Source organism: Thermodesulfovibrio sp. (assembly GCF_049969575.1).
Lineage (GTDB): Bacteria > Nitrospirota > Thermodesulfovibrionia > Thermodesulfovibrionales > Thermodesulfovibrionaceae > Thermodesulfovibrio > Thermodesulfovibrio obliviosus.
Map to the genome: position 1 here is coordinate 1 of NZ_JBMFOO010000010.1, position 18,502 is coordinate 18,502.

Here is an 18,502-nt window from a genome sequence, read left to right on the forward strand (position 1 = left end):
CCGCAACTCATCTGATTGTCCAATCTTTTGAAACATTCTCTTTGATACCTCAGACACGAAGTCACGAACGGTTTCATTGCTTACACCTTGGACTGCTTTTTTCCCAATAGCAAATTCAAAAAGCTTTTGATAATCTTCGCTTATTGCTTTTCCTGACTGTGCCTCAACTTTTGATCTCCATATTCGTGAGGCTGCCTCCTTAATGCTAAATTGCCCAGTATCTACCCGAACAGGGATAAGACTACCATCCGGGCCTAATAAATACTCAGTATTTGAAGTTTTAAGCAACTCAATACCTGGAGCAATCTGTTGCATCTGAGCATTAAGCAACTGTCCCTGCATCACCCTGTCTTCAAAAGTAGGTCCCGAAGTAAGTCTACCAGACCTTGCGGCTGCCAATATACCCAGTACCCCTCCTGGTCTCATTCCTCCAGCACCCAGTACTCCCAAAGCCTCTTTAGTAGAAAGACCTGTAGAACGTGCTTGCCCAAATAGTTTGTTTCCTACTGTAGCAGTATATGCTATGTTACTTCCTTCGTTAAGAAACTTTGCTTGCGCGATGTCATCTGCTGAAAAAACATCTCCAACCAGCGCTTCTCCTGCTAAACCTCCTGTTCTTACATTAATAAGCCCTCTAACCAAATTCTTTTCACCTATCGCTTTTCCAACATTTGCCCATGCTTGCTTTGGAACCAAATCAGAGGACATCACATGTCCAGGATTGGTTAAAACTCCAGATCCAGCAGATGCACCTGATGCTTGTGGTGCTCCTGCTAGGGTACCTGCAAGCATTGCAAGTGCAGTGCCTCCAAATTTTATAAGCATAGCTGTCAGAATACTACTTAGCATTAATCCAAACCATCTCAGAGCACCAAACAATGCTGCTACTTTAGTTGTATATGATGGAAACATGAGCATTGCTGTAAGTCCTGAAGCACCATCAGCATCTTTAAGACTTTCACTACTGTTGAAAGCAAACTCCATTGCAAAACTATGAACCACTGCATCTATAATACCCCATGCAGTAAGCCAGATCAGCATTCCAGCCATGACTGAAAATGCTCTACCTGCCAAAGGGGTTATTACAAGTAAAGCAAACAAGGGAGTAAGCCCTATAGCAAGGGCTGTCAGTGTTTCTTTGATAACAGGAACCCATGAGTTAGCATGAGCTGCCATACCAATAAATGAAGACATGGATTGTGATGTAGCCAAAGTTTTTATGGCATTTTCAGGAGAAGTAGATGAAACTACTTCAAGTATATTTTGAGCCAGAATCTGCTGACTTAGGAAAGAATTACTACCTAATAGATTTGTTATCCCTCCGCCTAATGCATCCTTTGTAACATAAGGTAAAAGACTTTATGGAGAGTTAACACATGAACTGTAACTATTAACATCAGCTGTTGAGTAACCCGCAGCTTTACATGCTTGCTTAATAACATCTGAATGTCAATGATTTGCTTGAGATGTAAGTATCTTTTTAGCTTCATAGATAAGTCTGGTTTTTATTTATGCTGTTTTTTCATCTACTTTAAGGATGGAGAAACGATAAAAATCAACCCTGAACTGATAAAGTCAGGTTTAGCCTTTTCATAAAGAAGATATCCTATTTTGAGTAGATTTTTATATGAGGCAACGAAAATTTCAAATAGATTTTCAATGAGGCAATTCGCTGGATTGACAAAATTATAAAACTCATATAAAATTAATAAACTTTGGTCTGAAGACCGGTTTAACCTGATTTAGAAAGTAAAAAAAGTGGTCATGAAGGCCACAGTTTTGGGCAGAAGCCTGAAGCTGTGGCTTTTTTATTTGGATTATGATAGCAACTGAAATAAAGAAAATCTCATACTGGAATGAGTATGTAAGATGGTATAAGCTTTGGCGTGAGCACAACAGTTATCATGAGCCAATAAAAAACTTTATCTTCAAATTTATTCAGCCAAAAATAAAAATCCTTGATATTGGTGCAGGAGATGGAGTGTTAGCTTTTCCTTTAATAAAAATAGGCAATTATGTAACTGCCCTTGAACCTTCTCAAACTATGCAAGAGTATCTTTACGAAAACTCATTCAACCATGGAGTTAAACTAAAAATTGAACCGCGAAGGTTTGAAGATTTAGAAAGTAGTGAACTCAGAGAATTTGATCTTGCTTTAGCCTGTAACAGTCTTCATCTTACTGATTATGGAATTGAAGGCTCAATCGTCAAACTTTTTAGTTCTCAAATAAACAGTGTTTTCCTTGTTACTGAAAAAACTTTCAGTATTGATAAGATTAGCTCAAATTATCCTGAGTATTCATTGATTTTCAATCATTCCTATATCTGTGAAAGTTCCTTTGCCTATCACAGTCTTGATGAAGCTTTTGAACACTGGCAGTTCAAATACAAAAGAGAGCTTTTCAGCTGGGAAAAAGAAAACTTAATGAAATCACTTTGTTTTGAAAAAGACCATTTCTGGCTTAAAGACCATGCCTTTGTAAATATATTTTACTGGAGGAGGATAAAATGAGGAGATTGGAAAAGCAGACTCCTTTAGGTACACCAAGCTTTTTACTTCTATAAAAGTCTTTGAAAATTCATAGTCAATATGTCTTTGTCCTCTTTCAGTTTTAGCATGGGGAGACATTCTTTCTCCAAAAAGACTGTAGGGCTTAACCTCCAGATAAATTTTTTCTTCATTGCTTTTAGAGACCCTTACTTCCTTAGAGAATACTTGAAAATCCCTGTTTGTCAATTAAGTATGGAGTAAAACATATTTCCCTTCTTTTTACACGCCAAAACAGTAAATGGAAGCTTTTGGTCCAGAGGCAGAAGACTTTTTTGAGTAGCCGTTGATTTTTACGGCTTTAGCTGAGCCACTTTAACTATTAAAAATCTCTTGACAAATTTTTTTAAAGTGGATAAAATTAATCAACAATAAATTTTAGGAGGGAGGTATGGATACAGTTTTATTAAGTAGGCTTCAGTTTGCCATAACTGCAGGTTTTCATTTTATTTTTGTTCCTCTTACATTAGGACTTTCGGTTCTTACAGCTTACATGGAAAGCAGATATGTGGCAACAGGAGACAAGGATTATCTGAGAATGGCTAAGTTCTGGGGAAGGCTTTTTTTAATTAATTTTGCCTTAGGAGTTGTTACAGGAATTACTCTTGAGTTTCAGTTTGGAATGAACTGGGCAGAATACTCCCGTTATGTTGGTGATATTTTTGGTTCACCTCTTGCAATTGAGGCAACTCTGGCATTCTTCCTTGAATCAACATTTATTGGCGTGTGGATTTTTGGATGGAACAGAATCTCTCCAAAGCTTCATGCTCTTTCAATATGGCTTGTGGCAGCGGCAACAAACTTGTCTGCTTTGTGGATTTTGATTGCCAATGGCTGGATGCAACATCCTGTAGGATATGTTTTAAGAAATTCAAGAGCAGAGATGGTTGATTTCTGGGCAGTTGTAACTAATCCCTATGGAATATTGAAATTCTTTCATACTGTAATGTCAGGCTGGGTCGTAGCAGGATTTTTTGTTCTTGGAATATCAGCATATCATCTTTTGAGGAAAAATGAAACAGAGTTCTTCAAAAAATCTCTTAAAATAGGAGCCACCTTTGCTCTTATAAGTTCAATTTTAGTTGCTTTTGTTGGACATTTTCATGCCCATGAGGTTACTCGCACTCAACCTACGAAGATTGCTGCAATGGAATCTTTATGGGAAACAACTCAAGATGCACCAATGTATTTATTGCTTGTTCCAGATCCTAAAAATGAGAGGAATTCTATTGAGGCGATCAAAATTCCATCCATGTTAAGCATTCTGGCAGGTCAGAAGGAAATAAAAGGTTTAAAAGAGTTTCCTCCTTCTGAAAGACCTCCTGTAACTCTTACATTTGTAAGCTTCAGAGTTATGGTGGGGTTAGGTTTTCTTTTTATTCTACTGTCTCTATGGGCATTGATTACATTTAAAACCATTGAAAACAAGACAGCTCTTTTAAGAATTCTTCTGTGGTCAATTCCTCTTCCTTACATTGCAGCACAGCTTGGATGGATTGTTGCAGAGGTGGGACGGCAACCCTGGATTGTTTATGGATTGCTTAAAACCGCTAATGCTGTATCAAAGTCAGTTGAGCCTGCTCAGGTAGTGGCTTCTTTAATAGGATTTACATTATTTTATGGTGCTCTTGGAATAATTGATATTTACCTTCTTGCAAAATATGCAAGAAAAGGTCCTGAACCGAAGGAGGTGTAATCATGGAGTTTCAAATTATCTGGTTTATTTTATGGGGATTACTATGGGCAGTTTACTTTGCCCTTGATGGATTTGATTTAGGAGCTGGAGTGCTTTATCCATTTATTGGAAAAACTGAAGTGGACAAGAAAGCAGTATTACATGCAATTGGTCCTGTATGGAACGGCAATGAGGTATGGTTGATAACAGCTGGAGGTGCCACTTTTGCTGCTTTTCCTACAACCTATGCCTACATGTTCAGCTGGCTTTATACTCCGCTTTTAATTATACTTTTTGCCCTTATATTCAGAGGAGTAGCAGTAGAACTCAGAGGTAAGGCAACTTCAGAATCAATGAAAAAATTCTGGGATTTCTGGGTATTTGTAGGAAGTTTCATACCTGCTTTGCTCTTTGGTGTTGCCTTTGGAAACATATTTATGGGACTGCCCTTTGATGACTCTGGATACTATGGAACACTTTTCAGTTTACTTAATCCCTATGGCTTGCTTGTTGGCTTGCTCTTTTTATTTACCTTTATAGTTCATGGTGGATTGTGGGTTTCATTGAGAGTTCCTGATGAGCTTGCTGAAAGAGCATTATCAAAGGCAAAAAAATTCTGGTATCTACAGGTAACTGTAGCTGTGCTATTTTTAATTTTCACAGCTGTTTTTACAAATCTTTACAATAATTTCATAAAATTACCATTATGGTTTGTTGTTCTTGTAGTGAGTATAGTTTGTCTCCTTTTAACTGGTTTTTATATTATGAAAAAGAAAAATGGACGGGCTTTTGTATCTTCTGCCCTATTCATTATTACTCTTGTTTTTAACGGTATTATCGGTCTTTATCCAAATCTGATTCCATCATCAATTGATTCAAAATACAGTCTTACAATCTTTAATTCATCATCCAGTGTTTATACCCTTAAGGTTATGACAATTGTTGTGATAATCTTTATTCCTATTGTTCTTTTTTATCAGGCATGGACATATAAGACTTTTATGTACAAAATTACAGAAGAAGAACTTAAGGAGGAAGGCTATTAAGGGATTACAGATCACAAGAGAAACAGACTATGCAATAAGAACTGTGCTTTATCTTTCAGCACAAAACAACTATACTGCAAAAGCTGAGGATATTTCAAAACAGATGCAAATACCAAAGAGTTTTCTGATGAAAATACTAAAACAGCTTGACAGGGCAGGATTAGTCATACTTAAAAGAGGAGTTACAGGAGGAGTAACATTAAGTAAAAATCCAGAAAAAATAACTCTTTATGATGTGATTGTTGCAATAGAAAAAACAGTGGCACTTAATAGATGTGTTATTAATAAAAGAATTTGCGGGCTTGTCTCTCACTGCCCTGTTCACCCTGTATGGTTTAAAATAAAAGATAGGTTAATTCAGGAATTGAAAGAAATTAATTTTGCAAAAGTACTGGCACAGGAGACTGTCTCTTAGGCAGTCTCCTCAAAAAAAGAACCTCTTTGGTGCCCGCAGAGAGAGGCTTACCAAAGAGGTTCTTTACAAGATTAGCTTATTTGAGCAGAGCCTCTATATTCTGCTGGGTTCCATAGGGATCTTTAAACTCTTGTTCTGGCTTGAAATTGAGCTTCTTTTCACCACGATTATTCAGATACTTTTTAAGTTCAAGATCAATATTAACAGGAACCTGAACCTGTGCCTTTGCAAGCATTGTTCTTAAAACTGCCTCAGATTTTGATGCATAAGAGATAGCATCACCAAGTATTCTCATTGCTTCTGTTGGATTATGGAATCCAATAGAATTTTCAGCTCCTATGAAAACTACTCTGTAAAGAGCTTCAAGATATAGATCCTTTGCTTTATTGTAAAGAGTTTGGTCAAGCTGCTTTCCACCTTCTTGTGCTTTGTTGGCTATCTCAAATAATTTCGCAGTAACAGCTGTTTGATATCCTGCTCTTAGTAGCAGACTCATTGTTCTGTCCTGTATTGTTAACACTCTCTGTTTTAGCCATTCAGGAGTTTCACCGTGACATTGCAGACACGCTTTCATATCAGACTTAAGAGGACTCATTATTCTGTGTTCAGAGACTTTGAATCCTCCCATCTTTTTATAAGGCATATGGCAGTCTGCACAGGATACTCCAGCATTCCAGTGGGTTGAATTATTTGAAAAGAATTCAAACTCAGGATGCCTTATATAAGCCAGTTTAAATCCTGTAACAGCCTGCTTCCATTCGCCATATGAAGGATCACTTTTTAAAACTTTAATTATATTTTCAATAGTAATACCTCCCAGTTTGCTACCCTGCCAAGGGAAGAAAACACCTGTTGGTTTCATATCTTTATCTCTTGGAACAACATAGGTTACATGACACTGGGCACAAATTATGCTGCGCATCTGCTGATGGGATATGTTTGAAACATCAACTCCCATTGTCTGCAATGCCTTGACAAGAGTAAATCCTCTTCTTATCTGAAGAGAAGCATCTTTTGGATTGTGGCAGTCAATGCAGGAGTCACCAAGTTTCCTATGTTTCTCTGGTATCCAATTCAAAACTTCTTTATAAGGTCTATTATAGTAAGCAAGTCCATATTTTGCTTCAAGCTCTGGTGCATAGGAAGTTTTACAGGTAAGACAAACACCGCCAGGTTTTAATCTGGAAGGATCAATTTCAGACTGGTCAATTAATCTGTAAAAGTGAGCTCTCGGCTCATTGTATTCAATACCAAATCCCCATCCATTGTAAAGTAAAGCCATAAAAGGATATTCAGAAAGTTTGTCGTATATCACTTTGTCTGTATCCCATCCTCTTTTGTATTTACTTTTACCAGCAGGTGTTGGCTCCTGTGATTGTTTATACATCTCATAATGGATTGGATAAACTTTTCCCCATACCTCAGGGTCTACTTCATTTTCAGGAATAGCTGTTGCTCTGAATTCCTTTGGTTTTTCTGGTTGACATCCAAAGAGAAATATAATAAAAAGTAAACTTACGATTAAAAATAAACTATATCGTTTCATAAAAATACCTCCTTTAGATTGTTTCTCTTAATCCTGCCTGTTTATGAGATATTCTTTTATGACAATCCCAGCAGACTCTATCTGATACAGTAATTCTTGAAACCATCTCTCCATGACATCTCAAACAGTTTTGTTGAATTGTCTTTTTTGCATGAGCTGAAGCCTTGATTGGCTCAGGAACTGCTCCAGTATGAAAGGCTATAATATCCCTGCTCCCATCAACTGCTTTCCAGAAATAAAAGCTTACTTTTGAATCATTTGGAAGATGGCAATCCACACATTTAAGAGAATTATGCAGTCCCCCTTTCATTAAACTTAAATACTGCTCTTGCATTACATGACAACTGGCACAGTACTCTGCAGTGTTGGTTTTTGCAAGGATTTTAGGAGATAGAAGAACTACCATAAATAAAAGAAAAACTATACCAATTGCGTAAACTCCATATTTTGAAACTTTACTGTTCATGGTCACCTCCTTTCTCTTTTTGTCCTAAGTATAATATAATTCTTGAGGACTCTCAATAATCTTGTGTCCTATAGTTTCTTCAATATTCACTCTGTTAGGTGTAAAACAGGCACAATCAATTTTAAAGTATCTTGCTGAGATTTTTTGGATACCTTCTTCAACCGTTTCAAAGTTTGCATCAGTAAGTTCTCACCAATTTCTGCTTCCAACGCATGATTCTTCACCAACAACTTGGGGCTAAAGGCAATTGATAGCATGATTAACACACAGAATAAGGAATTTTTATTAACAAAAAAACAGTAAAAGAGATGCTAAAAATGCGTTCTCAAGAATTGGTAGAAGCACAATAAATTTTGTTAAGCTCCTGCTTTATTATTTCAAGGGCATTAATAACTTCTTGAAATGTAGTGAATTTACCAGTGCTGATTCTTATTGAAGAAAGAGCTTCTTGTTCAGACAATCCCATTGAAAGCAGAACATAACTCGGTTTTCTCACTCCTGCATGACAGGCTGAGCCTGCTGAAATTGCAACTTTCTGTGAAAGTCTTTCAACAAATTCATCAGCTAATATTCCTTTAATTGAGATATTCAGAGTATTGGGAAGTCTTGGTGAACCTGCTCCATTTAATTTAGCATTGGAAATTTCAAGGAGTCCTTTAAGCAAGGGCTCTGTTACTTCAAGAAGATGCTTGCTTATTTCATCAAACTCTTCATAGATTATTTCTGCTGCCTTCCCTACTCCTGCAATATATGGAGTATTTTCTGTCCCGGGTCTTAATCCTTTTTCATGGGATGCACCAAAAAGCAAAGGCTTTATAAAAAAATCTTTTCTCAGAAAAAGCGCTCCAATTCCCTTTGGTGCATAAAATTTGTGTCCAGCAATAGAGAGCATTGTAACAGGAAGTTCTCTAACAGAAACACGAACTTTTCCAATGCTCTGAGCACAGTCAGTATGAAAAGGTATTTCTTTCTCTGCAAGCATTTCGGCGATCTCCTTTACTGGCTGAATTACTCCAGTTTCATTATTTGAATGCATTATTGTTACAAGAATTGTATCCTTTTTTATTGCCTTTTTAACATCATCTGGATCAACCATTCCTTGAGAATTAACTGGCAGGAAAGTAACATCATAACCCATACGTGCAAGTTGTTTACATGGATTGACAACTGAAGGATGCTCAATCGAAGATGTAATTATATGTCCACCATTAAAACAAAGGGTTCTACCAAATATGGCAAGATTGTTTGATTCTGTTGCGCCTGATGTAAAAATTATTTCTTCTGGTTCTGCATCAATAAGTTTTGCTACTTTTACCCTTGCAGATTCAATAATCTCCTTTGCTTTTTTTCCAAATTTATGCGAACTTGAAGGATTCCCAAATTCTTCAAATGTTTTTATTATTTCTTCTTTTACTCTTGGCTCTACAGGAGTTGTTGCATTGTAATCAAGATAAATCATCTCTATTAAAATCCATATGCCCCCTGCAGGGATCGAACCTGCGACACCAGGTTTAGGAAACCTGTGCTCTATCCTACTGAGCTAAGGGGGCTAAAAAAATTATAGCAAAAAAATAAATGAAAATGCCAAATTTTACAGAACAAGAGGTTGAAAAAATAACATGTTTTAGGTTATAAAAAATAGTTATGAAAAAGATGGTGTTAATCATCCTTTTTATTTTTGCTCTTTCAAATCTGTGTTATTCTGAAGATAATAAAGATACTGCTTCTTTTAAACAGGACGAAAAAAATGAAGTAATATTTTCAGGTACTGAAGATTTTAAACTTTTACCAGATACAAAAGAAAGCTTTATTGGAAAGGTAGAGAAGCATATTAGTTTATTTTCAGAAAAATTAAAAGAAAAGTTTTCTGTATGGCTCAGTCGCTCTACAAAGTATATTGAAAAAATGAAAGAAATATTAGTTGAAAAAGGATTGCCTGAAGACCTTGTTTATTTGCCTTTAATAGAAAGCGGATTTAATATGAATGCTCGCTCAAGAGCAAAAGCAGTTGGTCCATGGCAGTTCATTGAAAGCACTGCAAAAAGGTATGGTTTAATAGTTGACTGGTGGAGAGATGAAAGAAAAGATCCAATTAAATCAACTGTTGCTGCTGCAGAATATCTTAAAGACCTTTACAAAATGTTTGGAGACTGGTCTTTAGCTCTGGCAGCTTATAATGCTGGTGAAGGCAGAATTTATAAAGCCGTAAATAGGGTTGGAGAGAATGACTACTGGATGCTTCTTAATACAAAGTATTTACCAAAGGAAACAAAAAATTATGTTCCCAAATACATTGCTGCGATAACAATTGCCAAACAACCTGAAAACTTTGGCTTTGAAAATATAAAAGAACATAAAGTGCTTACATATGATGAGGTTGTAATCCCTTCTCCTACTGATCTTGATGTAATTGCCAGGTGTGCAGAAGTTAATGTAAATACCATTAAAGAACTAAATCCAGAACTTAAAAGATGGTCTACTCCAATGAATGTTAAACAATACATTATCAGAATTCCTGAAGGCAAAAAAGATATTTTTCTTTCCAATTTTGAAAATATACCCGCTGAAAAAAGATTCAGTTATGATAAGTATATAACAAAAAAAGGTGATACGGTTTATAAAATTGCCAGGAAAACAGGTTACTCTACCACTGTTCTTTATGAAATGAACGGAACGGAAATTTTTAAAAATCTCAAACCTGGAACTGTAATAATGATTCCTCCAAATGACAAATTTACACGTTCAAAGGAAGATAAGTTTTACGAAAAAAAGCCTGTAAAAAATAAAAACAAAAAAATAAAAAATAAGAGTAAACAGGTCAAAAAAATTAAGAAAAAAGCATAAATTAGTTATTACTTTGTAATTTTTGCAATTCCTCTTTGGCAATTCCAATTAATTCAGAAGAAGGAAATTTGTTGATAATTTCTTCATAATACTTTTTTGCTTCTTCTTTGTTGTCAATTTTTGCCAATTCAAATAAAGCAACATCTTTCATTACAGTTGATCTGCTATTTACAATCTCCTTTAAAGTTTTAATTGCCTGCTGTTTTTCATTATTTTTAAGATAAATCATTGCAATTTTAAATTTTGCAAGATTTGAAAAACTCTCATCATCAGAGTTTGCTACTTTATTTAAATACTCAATAGCTTTTCTCTGGTCTTCTGCTAAGGAGTAAGAATATCCAGCATTCAAAAGATAAATGATTTTTTTCTTTTTTTCATAGGCTTTTGCAAATAAATCACCTGCCTGAGAAAATTTCTTTTGAAACAATGCTTTATATGCTTCATATTCAAGCTCTTTTGCATCGCTTTCCTGTTTAATATTGTAAATATAAAAACCTGCTATTAAAACAGCTATTCCAAGAAATATAAACATTCCTATTACAAGCTTCTTTTTTTGAGCAAATAATTTTTCCTTAAGGGTTTCTACATCTTCTACCTTTTGTTTCATGAAACTTTCCTCCTTACGATTTCTTCCATATTCTGAAATACTTTATGAATTTCTTTTTCTGTTAAGCCAGCACCTTTTAATACTTTTATAGCAAATTCTTTTGAAATAAGATCCATGGGCGAATGGGAATCAGTATTAATAACAAGTTTTGCTCCTTTGTCTAAGGCAATCCGTGCAACATGACCATTGCTCAAACTGTGACCTCTTCTTGATGTAATCTCAAGATATATATTTCGTTCTGCTGCCAGAGCTGCTTCTTGTTCAGTTATCAAACCAGGATGAGCGAGTATATCAATGTCTGACTGCAAAGCTGCCATGTTTGTTCCTTCTTTAACAGGTTCTACAAGAGTCTCACCATGAACAATAACTATTTTTGCACCAAGCATGCGTGCTTGTTTTACTAAATCAGGAATAATCTCAGGACAAACATGCGTGAGTTCTGCACCTGGAAGTAAAGTTAAAGCAGTAAAAGGCTGAATTTTCTCCATTACTTTTACAATTCTTGGAACAATAAAATCAATGTTTGATGGATCTACATGATCAGTGATTGCAAGAGCTCTGTAACCAATTGCTTCAGCTCTTCTGATGATTTCTGCTGGAATTAATTCTCCATCACTGAAAACACTGTGAATGTGAAGATCAATCATTTTATAAACTCCAGCATTTTTTTAAACTCATCTGTTCCGGCTTTTTTTAGAATTTGAAATACTAATGTTTCAGTGCATGTTATTACTGCTCCTGCATCTTTCATAAGGTTAATCCCGATTTCCCAGTCCTGTTTTTTTCTGCTACACACAGCATCACATGGTACAAAAACATAATAATGCCTTAAAAGAAAGTCAAGTGCTGTTTGACATACACATACATGGGTTTCCATTCCAGTAAGAATGATTTTTTGCCTGCCAAGTTCTCTTATTTTAATGGCAAATTTTTCTTCTCCAAAACAGCTAAAATATATTTTTTCAATAGCTTGTTCACTTAAAAGATTTCCTATTTGCTCAAGAGTTTTTCCTAATCCTTTAGGATACTGCTCAGTAAAAACAACAGGAATTTGATAAAGCTTGCAAAGCTCAATTAAAACAGTGATATTTTTTATTGTTCTCTCAATAATCTCTTCTTTCATAGCTCTGGCAAGCTTTTCCTGCATATCAACTATTACAAGTAAAGCCTCCTCAGCAGTTATAAAAAACTTTTCAGCAGTCAATTCATACCTCCTCTGCAAGTTCTCTTAAAAGTTTTATTATATCATCTATTCTAAATGGTTTGGTAACATACCACTTAACTCCTAATTCTTTAGCTGTTTGTTTGTCTACTTCTTGCCCCTTTGCTGTAAGCATAACAATTTTCATGTTCCATGAAGGAGGTTGTTTTTGTAAAACTCTGCAAACTTCAAACCCGCTCATCTTTGGCATCATAATGTCTAATAACACTATATCAGGTTTTTCCTTTTTTATTAATTCAAGACCTTCTTCTCCGTCACAGGCTTCTATTGCTTGAATATCAATGTCCTCTATTTCATCAATTATTTGAAGAATTAATTCTCTTATGATAGGTTCATCATCAACTATTAATATTTTCAATGCCTTCCTCCTTTCTTTTTAAAGGGATCGTAAAATAAAAGATGCTACCTTTGCCCAATTGACTTTCAACCCAGATTTCTCCTCCATGAGCTTCTACAATCTGTTTTGAAATTGGAAGTCCTAATCCTGTTCCTTTTGGTTTGCCTCTTATCAGGTCTCCAACTTGTTTAAATTTCTCAAAAATCCTGTCTTTTTCTTCTTCAGGAATTCCTATGCCAGTGTCTTCCACAGATACAAGGATCTCATCTCCATTAAGCTGTGCTTTGCATTTTACATATCCTTTCTCAGTAAATTTTAATGCATTTGATAGCAGATTAATAACAACCTGAATAAGTCTTTCTTTATCAGCATTTATCTCTGGAAGGCCTGGTTGAATCTCCATATAGAAGGGAAGTCCTTTCTGTTCAAAAAGTGATGAAACAGCCTTGTATGCATCTGTTATGACTTCATTTAATGAAATCTCTGTGAAATTCCATATAGCCTTACCTGACTCAAGTTTTGAAATGTCAAGAACATCATTTATCAATGAAGTTATCCTCTCTCCTTCAGAAAAAATGATGTTAAAATTTTTGTTAATCTTGCTTACTGCTTTGGATAACTTTGAATCATTAAGATCAAGATGGGGGAGAATATTTTCAACAAATTTTTTATTTATCATCTCAATAAACCCAAGTATTGAAGTAAGAGGAGTTCTTAATTCATGGCTTACCACTGTGATAAACTCAGTTTTAAGTCTATCAACTTCTTTTTCCTGAGTAATATCTCTTATTAAGATAACAGAACCAAGAATTCCTTTTGCCTCTGATTCTTCAGAAAAATACTCTTTTTTAATGCTTTTTGCAACCGCCTTTCCAATTCTTTGATTAACAAGATTTATTTCAGTGGAGACAACTTCTTCAGTATTAAGTGATTTTTTTGCCAATTTATCAAGCTCCTTTCCAAGAATTTCTACATTTTTACCTATCATTTCAAACTCTGCTTTACCAAACATCTCTGAAGCAGCAGGATTAATGTGATTAATTACTCCATCTTTGTCAACAACAATAAGTCCATCTGCCATGTTGTCAATTATAGTAGTCAGATAGGCAAGAGTATCCTGAAGCTCAACAACAGCATCTTTAAGAGCAAACTCATATCTGTCAAATACTTCGTTTATATTATTCGCCATTGATTGCATTGTATTGGCAAGAAGGCCTATCTCATCTTTTGATTTAATATCTACCTTAGCGTCAAAATCATGGGCAAGTAGTTTTTTGGCATATTCAGTCAACTGATTAAGTGGCTGGGATATTTTGTTTACCATAAAATATGCAAGAAAAACACTGAAAATAAAAATTAAAGAAAGAAGTGTAAGCTGCTTGCCAAGCACAGCCCACATTTTTTGATTAATGTTGTTTTTATTCATGCCCACATGAACATAACCCACAGCTCCTTCTGTGATTGGAGATACTATATCTAAAAAATCTCCTGCCCCATAAATACTTACATCTTTTATGCCTCTTTTGTGTATCTGAGCAATTTTTTTAATCTCTTCAGGAATTGCTGGAATAAATGTATGGGAAATTATTTCACCTGTTGAGTCAACAACGAAAACATATGAAACTCCTTCAATTTCAAGAAATTGGTCTATCATAGCCTGAACAGTGGCTGAATCAAGATTGAGAATGGTTTCAGCAGAAGATGAGGCAATGCTGCTTGCAATAGCAGTTCCTTTTGATTTGTATTCTTCAGTGAGATTATTATAAAGATGCCAGCCAGAAAAAATACTTATAGTGACAAATATGATAGCAAAGAGAAATATTATTCCTAAGAGAGTTTTCTGAAAAAGCTTTGACATTCTCATTTTTTCCATTCACTCCAGTCTTTTATTGGAACAAACTTACCATTTTTGTAAGTTGTATAATATACTCTATCCAGTGCTTGATGCTTGGTTTTAGAAAAACTTATTTTTTCATCAATGCCTATATCAAGATTTTTAATGTGTTCTACCACTGTTTTAATATTTTGTCTTTTTGGTGTTTTACCAAGTCTTTTAAGAACTTCAACAATGACTTTTGCATTGAGAAAGCCTTCAAAGCTTACAAAGCTATATTTAAGAGGTTTATAGTCTACTTCCATCAATTCTGGAGGTGGCATTGGATTATACTTATCCATAAAAGCTCTATACTGCCTTACAGCTGGCAAACTCATATCTTCATAGCTTGGCACTACCTGAGAGTTTATTAAATTATAAGTGTACTTTTTACCTGTTTTTTTCTCTTCCTCAAGAAGAAGATTTATCATAAATTCACTGCCTACAAAAGATACATTTGCAATAGGAACATCCCATCCCATGTCTCGTGCATCTCTTATAAATCCTGCACAGGCTGCATAGGCACCAACAGATATTACAGCATCTGCTCCAGCATTTTTCAGAATCTCAACCTGTTTTTTAAAGCTCTCTGAATATTTAGCACCTCTTTTATATGTTGCCTCTGCCACTATTTTATAACCATACTTTGCAAGGGTTTTTCTCACACCATCCCATCCACTTCTTCCATAGGCATCAGCTTGATAGAAAATTCCTATTTTTTTTCTTCCAATCTTTATAAAATTTTCAACAAGTCCACCTGTTTCCTGCTCATAGGATGCTCTTAAATTAAATACATATTCATCATAGGGAGGCTTTCTGTGAGGAAGAGCTCCTGTAAAAGGGAAAAATAAATAAATATTTTTGTTGCTATAACTTTTTAATATTGGAAGTATTCTTGTTACAGTTGGAGTTCCAACATAGTTAAAAAGCGTAAACACTCTATCTTCTTCAACAAGTTTTATAGTGTTTTTTATTGTAGGAATCGGGTTGTATCCATCATCATATGCTTTAATAACGATTTTTTTTCCGTAAATACCACCATTTCTGTTAATATGTTCAAAATATGCCATTGCTCCTCTGTAAAGCTCTATTCCAAGCCCTCTTGTAGGACCTTTAAAGGCAGCAGACATACCAAGGTCTATAGTATCACTGTGGTGTTCTGCAAATACAAAGGATGGAATTAATAAAAGGACAATGATAATTGAAAGAGTTTTTAAAACTGAACCTGACATCTTTTTACTCCATTGCCTTCATCCTTTATCCATAAAAGAGTTTTATTATTTCTTCTACACCAATTTTTAACATCATTTTCAAAAGTTGGGCAGTCTGCAATAACCTCAAGAATATCCCCTTTTTTCATTTTCAATGCTTTGATTGTCATCTGAATTGTTGGCTGTGGACATTTCAGCCCCCGAGCATCAAGCAAAATCACTGCCATCGTTTACCTCCTCAAGTGCTTTCAATATTCCGTCTATTTCAGCTAAAAATTCTTCAGAAGTATAGCCATCAAGCTCGATTGCTTTTGAAGCACAGGCAGGTACACATATTCCACATCCTTCACATAAAACTTCAACAATTTTTGGTCTATTTTTTTCAAGTTCAATTGCTCCATAGGGACATAGAGATAAACATATTCCACAACTGCTACATTTATTATAGTCTATTTTTGCTATAAATGGCTGTTTTATTATTTTGTTGTCTTTCAAAGATGAAATAAGCTTTCCAACCTGAGCCATTGCATCAGTTATTGCTTCCTCTGTTGTCATTGGTTCTTTAACAGAACCAGTTAAAAATACTCCTGAGGGTTCTTCTAAGTTTTTATCTGAAACAACTGCAGGGCATAAAACAACAATATCACAGGGAAATTTTTTCTTTTTTAAAGAGACAATCAACAAGTTTTTTCTGTTAATTTTTAAATTTTTCAAATTTTCATATCTAAAAATTTTTGTTAAAGGATCTTTTATCGCCTGCTGATAAAGTTTGTATGCCTTTTTGCCTGGTAGCACTATCTCCTTAACAAAATGAATTATTTCAGCATCTGGCAAAGTATGTCTAATGATTCTGTTAAATTTAAAAGCATACTGACAGCATATTTTACTACAGTAAGGATAATAATTTTCATCAAGACTTCCAACACAATGAATTATGGCAATCCTTTGAGGTGACTGCCCTGAACTTGTTATTATTTCTCCTTTTGTGGGTCCTTCAGAATTTAAAATTTCTTCAAATTCCAGTGCATTGTAAATATCTTTGAATTTTCCATAGCCAAGCTCAGGAATGGCTTTACAATCCATAAGCTCAAATCCTGTTGCCCATAGTATGGCATTGATTTTTATATTTTCTTCCTTTTCTGATTCATGGAAATTTATTGCATCTACAGGACATTCCTTTATGCATAAGTTACAGTCCTCTCCTTTAAGCGCAAGACACTTCTCAGGATTTATTCTTGCCACTGCTGGAAGCTTCATTGGTTCTACTCTGATAGCATTTACTGGACAGACTTCTTCACATTGCGAGCAACCAATACATTTTTCAGGATTAACATAAACTGGCTTTGATATCACTTTTGCAAAAAAACTTCCAAAAAATCCTTTTAATTCTTTTAATTCTGAATTTAATCTCAGTTCTATATTAGAATTTAAAACCTCCTCAATCATTGGATGAACCATACAGGGTCCGCAGGAAAGGTCTGGAAAGAGTTTTTCATACTTAACGATTTTACCGCCGAGGGAGTCTTCCTTTTCAATTAGATAAACTTTCCGACCAGCTTTTGAAAGAGCAAGTGCTGCTTTGAGCCCTGCTATACCTCCTCCAACAACCATTATGTCTTTTGAAACTGGAAATTCTTTTTCAAAAAGCGGTCTTTGTTTTTTCAGTCTTTCCAGTGCTCCATTGAAAAGTGCATATGTTTTTTTAAGTGCTCCTTGTTTATCTTTAGTAGCCCATGCAACCTGTTCCCTGATATTAACGAAATTTATCATGTATGGATTAATTCCTGATTCTGCTACAATGCTCTGAAATAGAGATTCTTTATTTTTTGGAGAACAAGCAAGGATAATTAAGCCATCAGGTTTTTTTAGAGTTAATAAATTTTTAATTTCTTTTTGAGTTTCCTCAGAGCAAGCTAATTCAAATTTTTCAAGCCATTCAACTTTATTAATTATTAGCTGATTAAGTTTTTCAAAATCAATCTTTTCAGTTATCTGCCCTGCACAGGCACAAAAAATAGCCCCGATTTTCAACACTGCCCTCTTACTGGAATAAATTTAAGATTATTTTACCACAAAAGAGTCAATCTTCTACGAATACTTCTATGGCTATTTCAGGGCAAACAACTGCGCACATTGCACATCCTATGCAACTTTCAGGGTTTGAAAATTTGGCAGGGAAATAACCTGAGGAATTAAACTCTGATAATATTTCAATGCATCCCTTAGGACATGTTAAAATGCAGTATTTACAGCCTTTACATCTTTCTGAATCAATAACGATTAAACCTTTTTTAACCTTTGTTTGCATGGATTTAATTTTAAATGTTTTAATGTTTTAATGTCAAATGTAAGGAGGAAGGACGGAAAGCACCTTCCTCCTTGATTTGATTAACAGCCTTCAACAGCTTTTTTCTTCTTTGGTGCAGGTGTTGCTTCTTTACCCTTTTCCTTTTTTACAACACCATCTTTTACTGTAACTTTGTCTCCCACTTTAATACCTTTTACATTTTTAACTTCTACTGTAACTTCCTTGCCATCAGCCTGCTTGATTGTAAGTTTTTTTCCTTCAATCTTTGTAACCGTTCCCTGTACTGCCTCAGTTTTCTTTACATCTGCAGCAAAAGATGTAAAAGCTACTGCAAATACAAATGTTAAAACCAATAGTAATGCTACCGCTTTTTTCATTCTGTCACCTCCTTTCTTTTCAGAATT

Annotated in this window: 20 protein-coding genes and 1 tRNA gene; 5 read left to right on the forward strand and 16 right to left on the reverse strand. The window is 34.9% G+C overall.

Annotated features, from left to right (window positions below; translation table 11 throughout):
* Positions 1-1,317: conjugal transfer protein TraG N-terminal domain-containing protein (locus ACP5O9_RS03620; protein ID WP_428723461.1), on the reverse strand; the 1,317-nt coding region annotated here is incomplete at its 3' end.
* A 502-nt stretch (positions 1,318-1,819) separates the two neighbouring features.
* Between ACP5O9_RS03620 and ACP5O9_RS03625 the strand changes: the two genes are divergently transcribed.
* The gene (locus ACP5O9_RS03625; RefSeq protein WP_353685410.1) at positions 1,820-2,512 is read left to right on the forward strand and encodes a class I SAM-dependent methyltransferase; all 693 of its coding nucleotides are present in this window, start codon (positions 1,820-1,822) and stop codon (positions 2,510-2,512) included.
* Here the strand turns inward: ACP5O9_RS03625 and ACP5O9_RS03630 are convergent.
* Positions 2,432-2,737, reverse strand: coding sequence for a DNA/RNA nuclease SfsA (locus ACP5O9_RS03630; protein WP_428723446.1), 306 nt, complete (start codon positions 2,735-2,737; stop codon positions 2,432-2,434). The two genes, ACP5O9_RS03625 and ACP5O9_RS03630, sit on opposite strands and share 81 nt — an antisense overlap.
* A 202-nt stretch (positions 2,738-2,939) precedes the next feature.
* On the opposite strand from ACP5O9_RS03630, the gene ACP5O9_RS03635 reads away from it, so the two are divergent.
* From ACP5O9_RS03635 to ACP5O9_RS03645, 3 genes are read left to right on the forward strand one after another with little or no spacing between them, the layout of a single operon-like run.
* A complete protein-coding gene (locus ACP5O9_RS03635; protein WP_353685412.1) occupies positions 2,940-4,244 on the forward strand; it encodes a cytochrome ubiquinol oxidase subunit I in 1,305 nt (434 codons plus the stop codon).
* Positions 4,245-4,246: 2 nt separating this feature from the next.
* Positions 4,247-5,269: a cytochrome d ubiquinol oxidase subunit II gene (gene cydB / locus ACP5O9_RS03640; RefSeq protein ID WP_353685413.1), complete on the forward strand. Its 1,023-nt coding sequence runs from the start codon at positions 4,247-4,249 to the stop codon at positions 5,267-5,269.
* Complete coding sequence (locus ACP5O9_RS03645; protein WP_353685414.1) at positions 5,187-5,684, forward strand: RrF2 family transcriptional regulator; 498 nt, start codon at positions 5,187-5,189, stop codon at positions 5,682-5,684. Before cydB ends, ACP5O9_RS03645 begins: the two co-directional genes overlap by 83 nt.
* A 76-nt stretch (positions 5,685-5,760) precedes the next feature.
* Here ACP5O9_RS03645 and ACP5O9_RS03650 read toward each other — a convergent pair whose 3' ends face one another.
* From ACP5O9_RS03650 to ACP5O9_RS03665, 4 genes are all read right to left on the reverse strand, one after another.
* Entirely contained in the window at positions 5,761-7,230 is a 1,470-nt protein-coding gene (locus tag ACP5O9_RS03650; protein WP_353685415.1) for an ammonia-forming cytochrome c nitrite reductase subunit c552, read from the reverse strand.
* Positions 7,231-7,243: 13 nt separating this feature from the next.
* Positions 7,244-7,696 (reverse strand): cytochrome c nitrite reductase small subunit, encoded by a 453-nt coding sequence (gene nrfH, locus ACP5O9_RS03655; RefSeq protein ID WP_353685416.1) that lies wholly within the window; start codon positions 7,694-7,696, stop codon positions 7,244-7,246.
* Between the two features lie 325 nt (positions 7,697-8,021).
* The gene (locus tag ACP5O9_RS03660) at positions 8,022-9,155 is read right to left on the reverse strand and encodes a cysteine desulfurase family protein (RefSeq protein WP_428723447.1); all 1,134 of its coding nucleotides are present in this window, start codon (positions 9,153-9,155) and stop codon (positions 8,022-8,024) included.
* Positions 9,156-9,172: 17 nt separating this feature from the next.
* A tRNA-Arg gene (locus ACP5O9_RS03665) sits at positions 9,173-9,246 on the reverse strand.
* 94 nt (positions 9,247-9,340) lie between these two features.
* Between ACP5O9_RS03665 and ACP5O9_RS03670 the strand changes: the two genes are divergently transcribed.
* On the forward strand, positions 9,341-10,540 hold the full coding sequence (locus ACP5O9_RS03670; RefSeq protein ID WP_428723448.1) for a transglycosylase SLT domain-containing protein: 1,200 nt from the start codon (positions 9,341-9,343) through the stop codon (positions 10,538-10,540).
* A gap of 1 nt (position 10,541) precedes the next feature.
* Here ACP5O9_RS03670 and ACP5O9_RS03675 read toward each other — a convergent pair whose 3' ends face one another.
* The 10 genes from ACP5O9_RS03675 to extJ all read right to left on the reverse strand — a co-directional run bounded on the left by ACP5O9_RS03675 (position 10,542) and on the right by extJ (position 18,475).
* Positions 10,542-11,147: a tetratricopeptide repeat protein gene (locus ACP5O9_RS03675; protein WP_353685436.1), complete on the reverse strand. Its 606-nt coding sequence runs from the start codon at positions 11,145-11,147 to the stop codon at positions 10,542-10,544.
* On the reverse strand, positions 11,144-11,794 hold the full coding sequence (locus ACP5O9_RS03680) for a histidinol phosphate phosphatase domain-containing protein (protein WP_353685437.1): 651 nt from the start codon (positions 11,792-11,794) through the stop codon (positions 11,144-11,146). Before ACP5O9_RS03680 ends, ACP5O9_RS03675 begins: the two co-directional genes overlap by 4 nt.
* On the reverse strand, positions 11,791-12,351 hold the full coding sequence (locus tag ACP5O9_RS03685) for an isochorismatase family protein (protein WP_353685438.1): 561 nt from the start codon (positions 12,349-12,351) through the stop codon (positions 11,791-11,793). Before ACP5O9_RS03685 ends, ACP5O9_RS03680 begins: the two co-directional genes overlap by 4 nt.
* 1 nt (position 12,352) lies before the next feature.
* Positions 12,353-12,727: a response regulator gene (locus tag ACP5O9_RS03690; protein ID WP_353685439.1), complete on the reverse strand. Its 375-nt coding sequence runs from the start codon at positions 12,725-12,727 to the stop codon at positions 12,353-12,355.
* The gene (locus ACP5O9_RS03695) at positions 12,708-14,564 is read right to left on the reverse strand and encodes a sensor histidine kinase (protein WP_353685440.1); all 1,857 of its coding nucleotides are present in this window, start codon (positions 14,562-14,564) and stop codon (positions 12,708-12,710) included. Before ACP5O9_RS03695 ends, ACP5O9_RS03690 begins: the two co-directional genes overlap by 20 nt.
* Before the next feature lie 2 nt (positions 14,565-14,566).
* On the reverse strand, positions 14,567-15,811 hold the full coding sequence (locus ACP5O9_RS03700) for an ABC transporter substrate-binding protein (RefSeq protein ID WP_424905205.1): 1,245 nt from the start codon (positions 15,809-15,811) through the stop codon (positions 14,567-14,569).
* On the reverse strand, positions 15,793-16,017 hold the full coding sequence (locus tag ACP5O9_RS03705; protein ID WP_353684635.1) for a sulfurtransferase TusA family protein: 225 nt from the start codon (positions 16,015-16,017) through the stop codon (positions 15,793-15,795). Before ACP5O9_RS03705 ends, ACP5O9_RS03700 begins: the two co-directional genes overlap by 19 nt.
* The gene (locus tag ACP5O9_RS03710) at positions 15,998-17,821 is read right to left on the reverse strand and encodes an FAD-dependent oxidoreductase (RefSeq protein WP_428723449.1); all 1,824 of its coding nucleotides are present in this window, start codon (positions 17,819-17,821) and stop codon (positions 15,998-16,000) included. The genes ACP5O9_RS03705 and ACP5O9_RS03710 overlap by 20 nt, the downstream gene beginning before the upstream one ends.
* A 49-nt stretch (positions 17,822-17,870) precedes the next feature.
* The gene (locus tag ACP5O9_RS03715) at positions 17,871-18,098 is read right to left on the reverse strand and encodes a 4Fe-4S dicluster domain-containing protein (RefSeq protein ID WP_353685443.1); all 228 of its coding nucleotides are present in this window, start codon (positions 18,096-18,098) and stop codon (positions 17,871-17,873) included.
* An 80-nt stretch (positions 18,099-18,178) separates the two neighbouring features.
* The gene (gene extJ, locus ACP5O9_RS03720; protein ID WP_353685444.1) at positions 18,179-18,475 is read right to left on the reverse strand and encodes a selenite/tellurite reduction operon protein ExtJ; all 297 of its coding nucleotides are present in this window, start codon (positions 18,473-18,475) and stop codon (positions 18,179-18,181) included.
* Positions 18,476-18,502: the final 27 nt, after the last annotated feature.

What these genes read in the sequence shown, in the direction of transcription:
- nrfH (WP_353685416.1), bottom strand. Translation starts at nt 7,696, where the DNA reads ATGAACAGTAAAGTTTCAAAATATGGAGTTTACGCAATTGGTATAGTT.
- extJ (WP_353685444.1), bottom strand. Translation starts at nt 18,475, where the DNA reads ATGAAAAAAGCGGTAGCATTACTATTGGTTTTAACATTTGTATTTGCA.
- ACP5O9_RS03675 (WP_353685436.1), bottom strand. Translation starts at nt 11,147, where the DNA reads ATGAAACAAAAGGTAGAAGATGTAGAAACCCTTAAGGAAAAATTATTT.
- cydB (WP_353685413.1), top strand. Translation starts at nt 4,247, where the DNA reads ATGGAGTTTCAAATTATCTGGTTTATTTTATGGGGATTACTATGGGCA.
- ACP5O9_RS03635 (WP_353685412.1), top strand. Translation starts at nt 2,940, where the DNA reads ATGGATACAGTTTTATTAAGTAGGCTTCAGTTTGCCATAACTGCAGGT.
- ACP5O9_RS03650 (WP_353685415.1), bottom strand. Translation starts at nt 7,230, where the DNA reads ATGAAACGATATAGTTTATTTTTAATCGTAAGTTTACTTTTTATTATA.
- ACP5O9_RS03695 (WP_353685440.1), bottom strand. Translation starts at nt 14,564, where the DNA reads ATGTCAAAGCTTTTTCAGAAAACTCTCTTAGGAATAATATTTCTCTTT.
- ACP5O9_RS03625 (WP_353685410.1), top strand. Translation starts at nt 1,820, where the DNA reads ATGATAGCAACTGAAATAAAGAAAATCTCATACTGGAATGAGTATGTA.
- ACP5O9_RS03670 (WP_428723448.1), top strand. Translation starts at nt 9,341, where the DNA reads ATGAAAAAGATGGTGTTAATCATCCTTTTTATTTTTGCTCTTTCAAAT.
- ACP5O9_RS03660 (WP_428723447.1), bottom strand. Translation starts at nt 9,155, where the DNA reads ATGATTTATCTTGATTACAATGCAACAACTCCTGTAGAGCCAAGAGTA.
- ACP5O9_RS03705 (WP_353684635.1), bottom strand. Translation starts at nt 16,017, where the DNA reads ATGGCAGTGATTTTGCTTGATGCTCGGGGGCTGAAATGTCCACAGCCA.
- ACP5O9_RS03700 (WP_424905205.1), bottom strand. Translation starts at nt 15,811, where the DNA reads ATGTCAGGTTCAGTTTTAAAAACTCTTTCAATTATCATTGTCCTTTTA.
- ACP5O9_RS03680 (WP_353685437.1), bottom strand. Translation starts at nt 11,794, where the DNA reads ATGATTGATCTTCACATTCACAGTGTTTTCAGTGATGGAGAATTAATT.
- ACP5O9_RS03715 (WP_353685443.1), bottom strand. Translation starts at nt 18,098, where the DNA reads ATGCAAACAAAGGTTAAAAAAGGTTTAATCGTTATTGATTCAGAAAGA.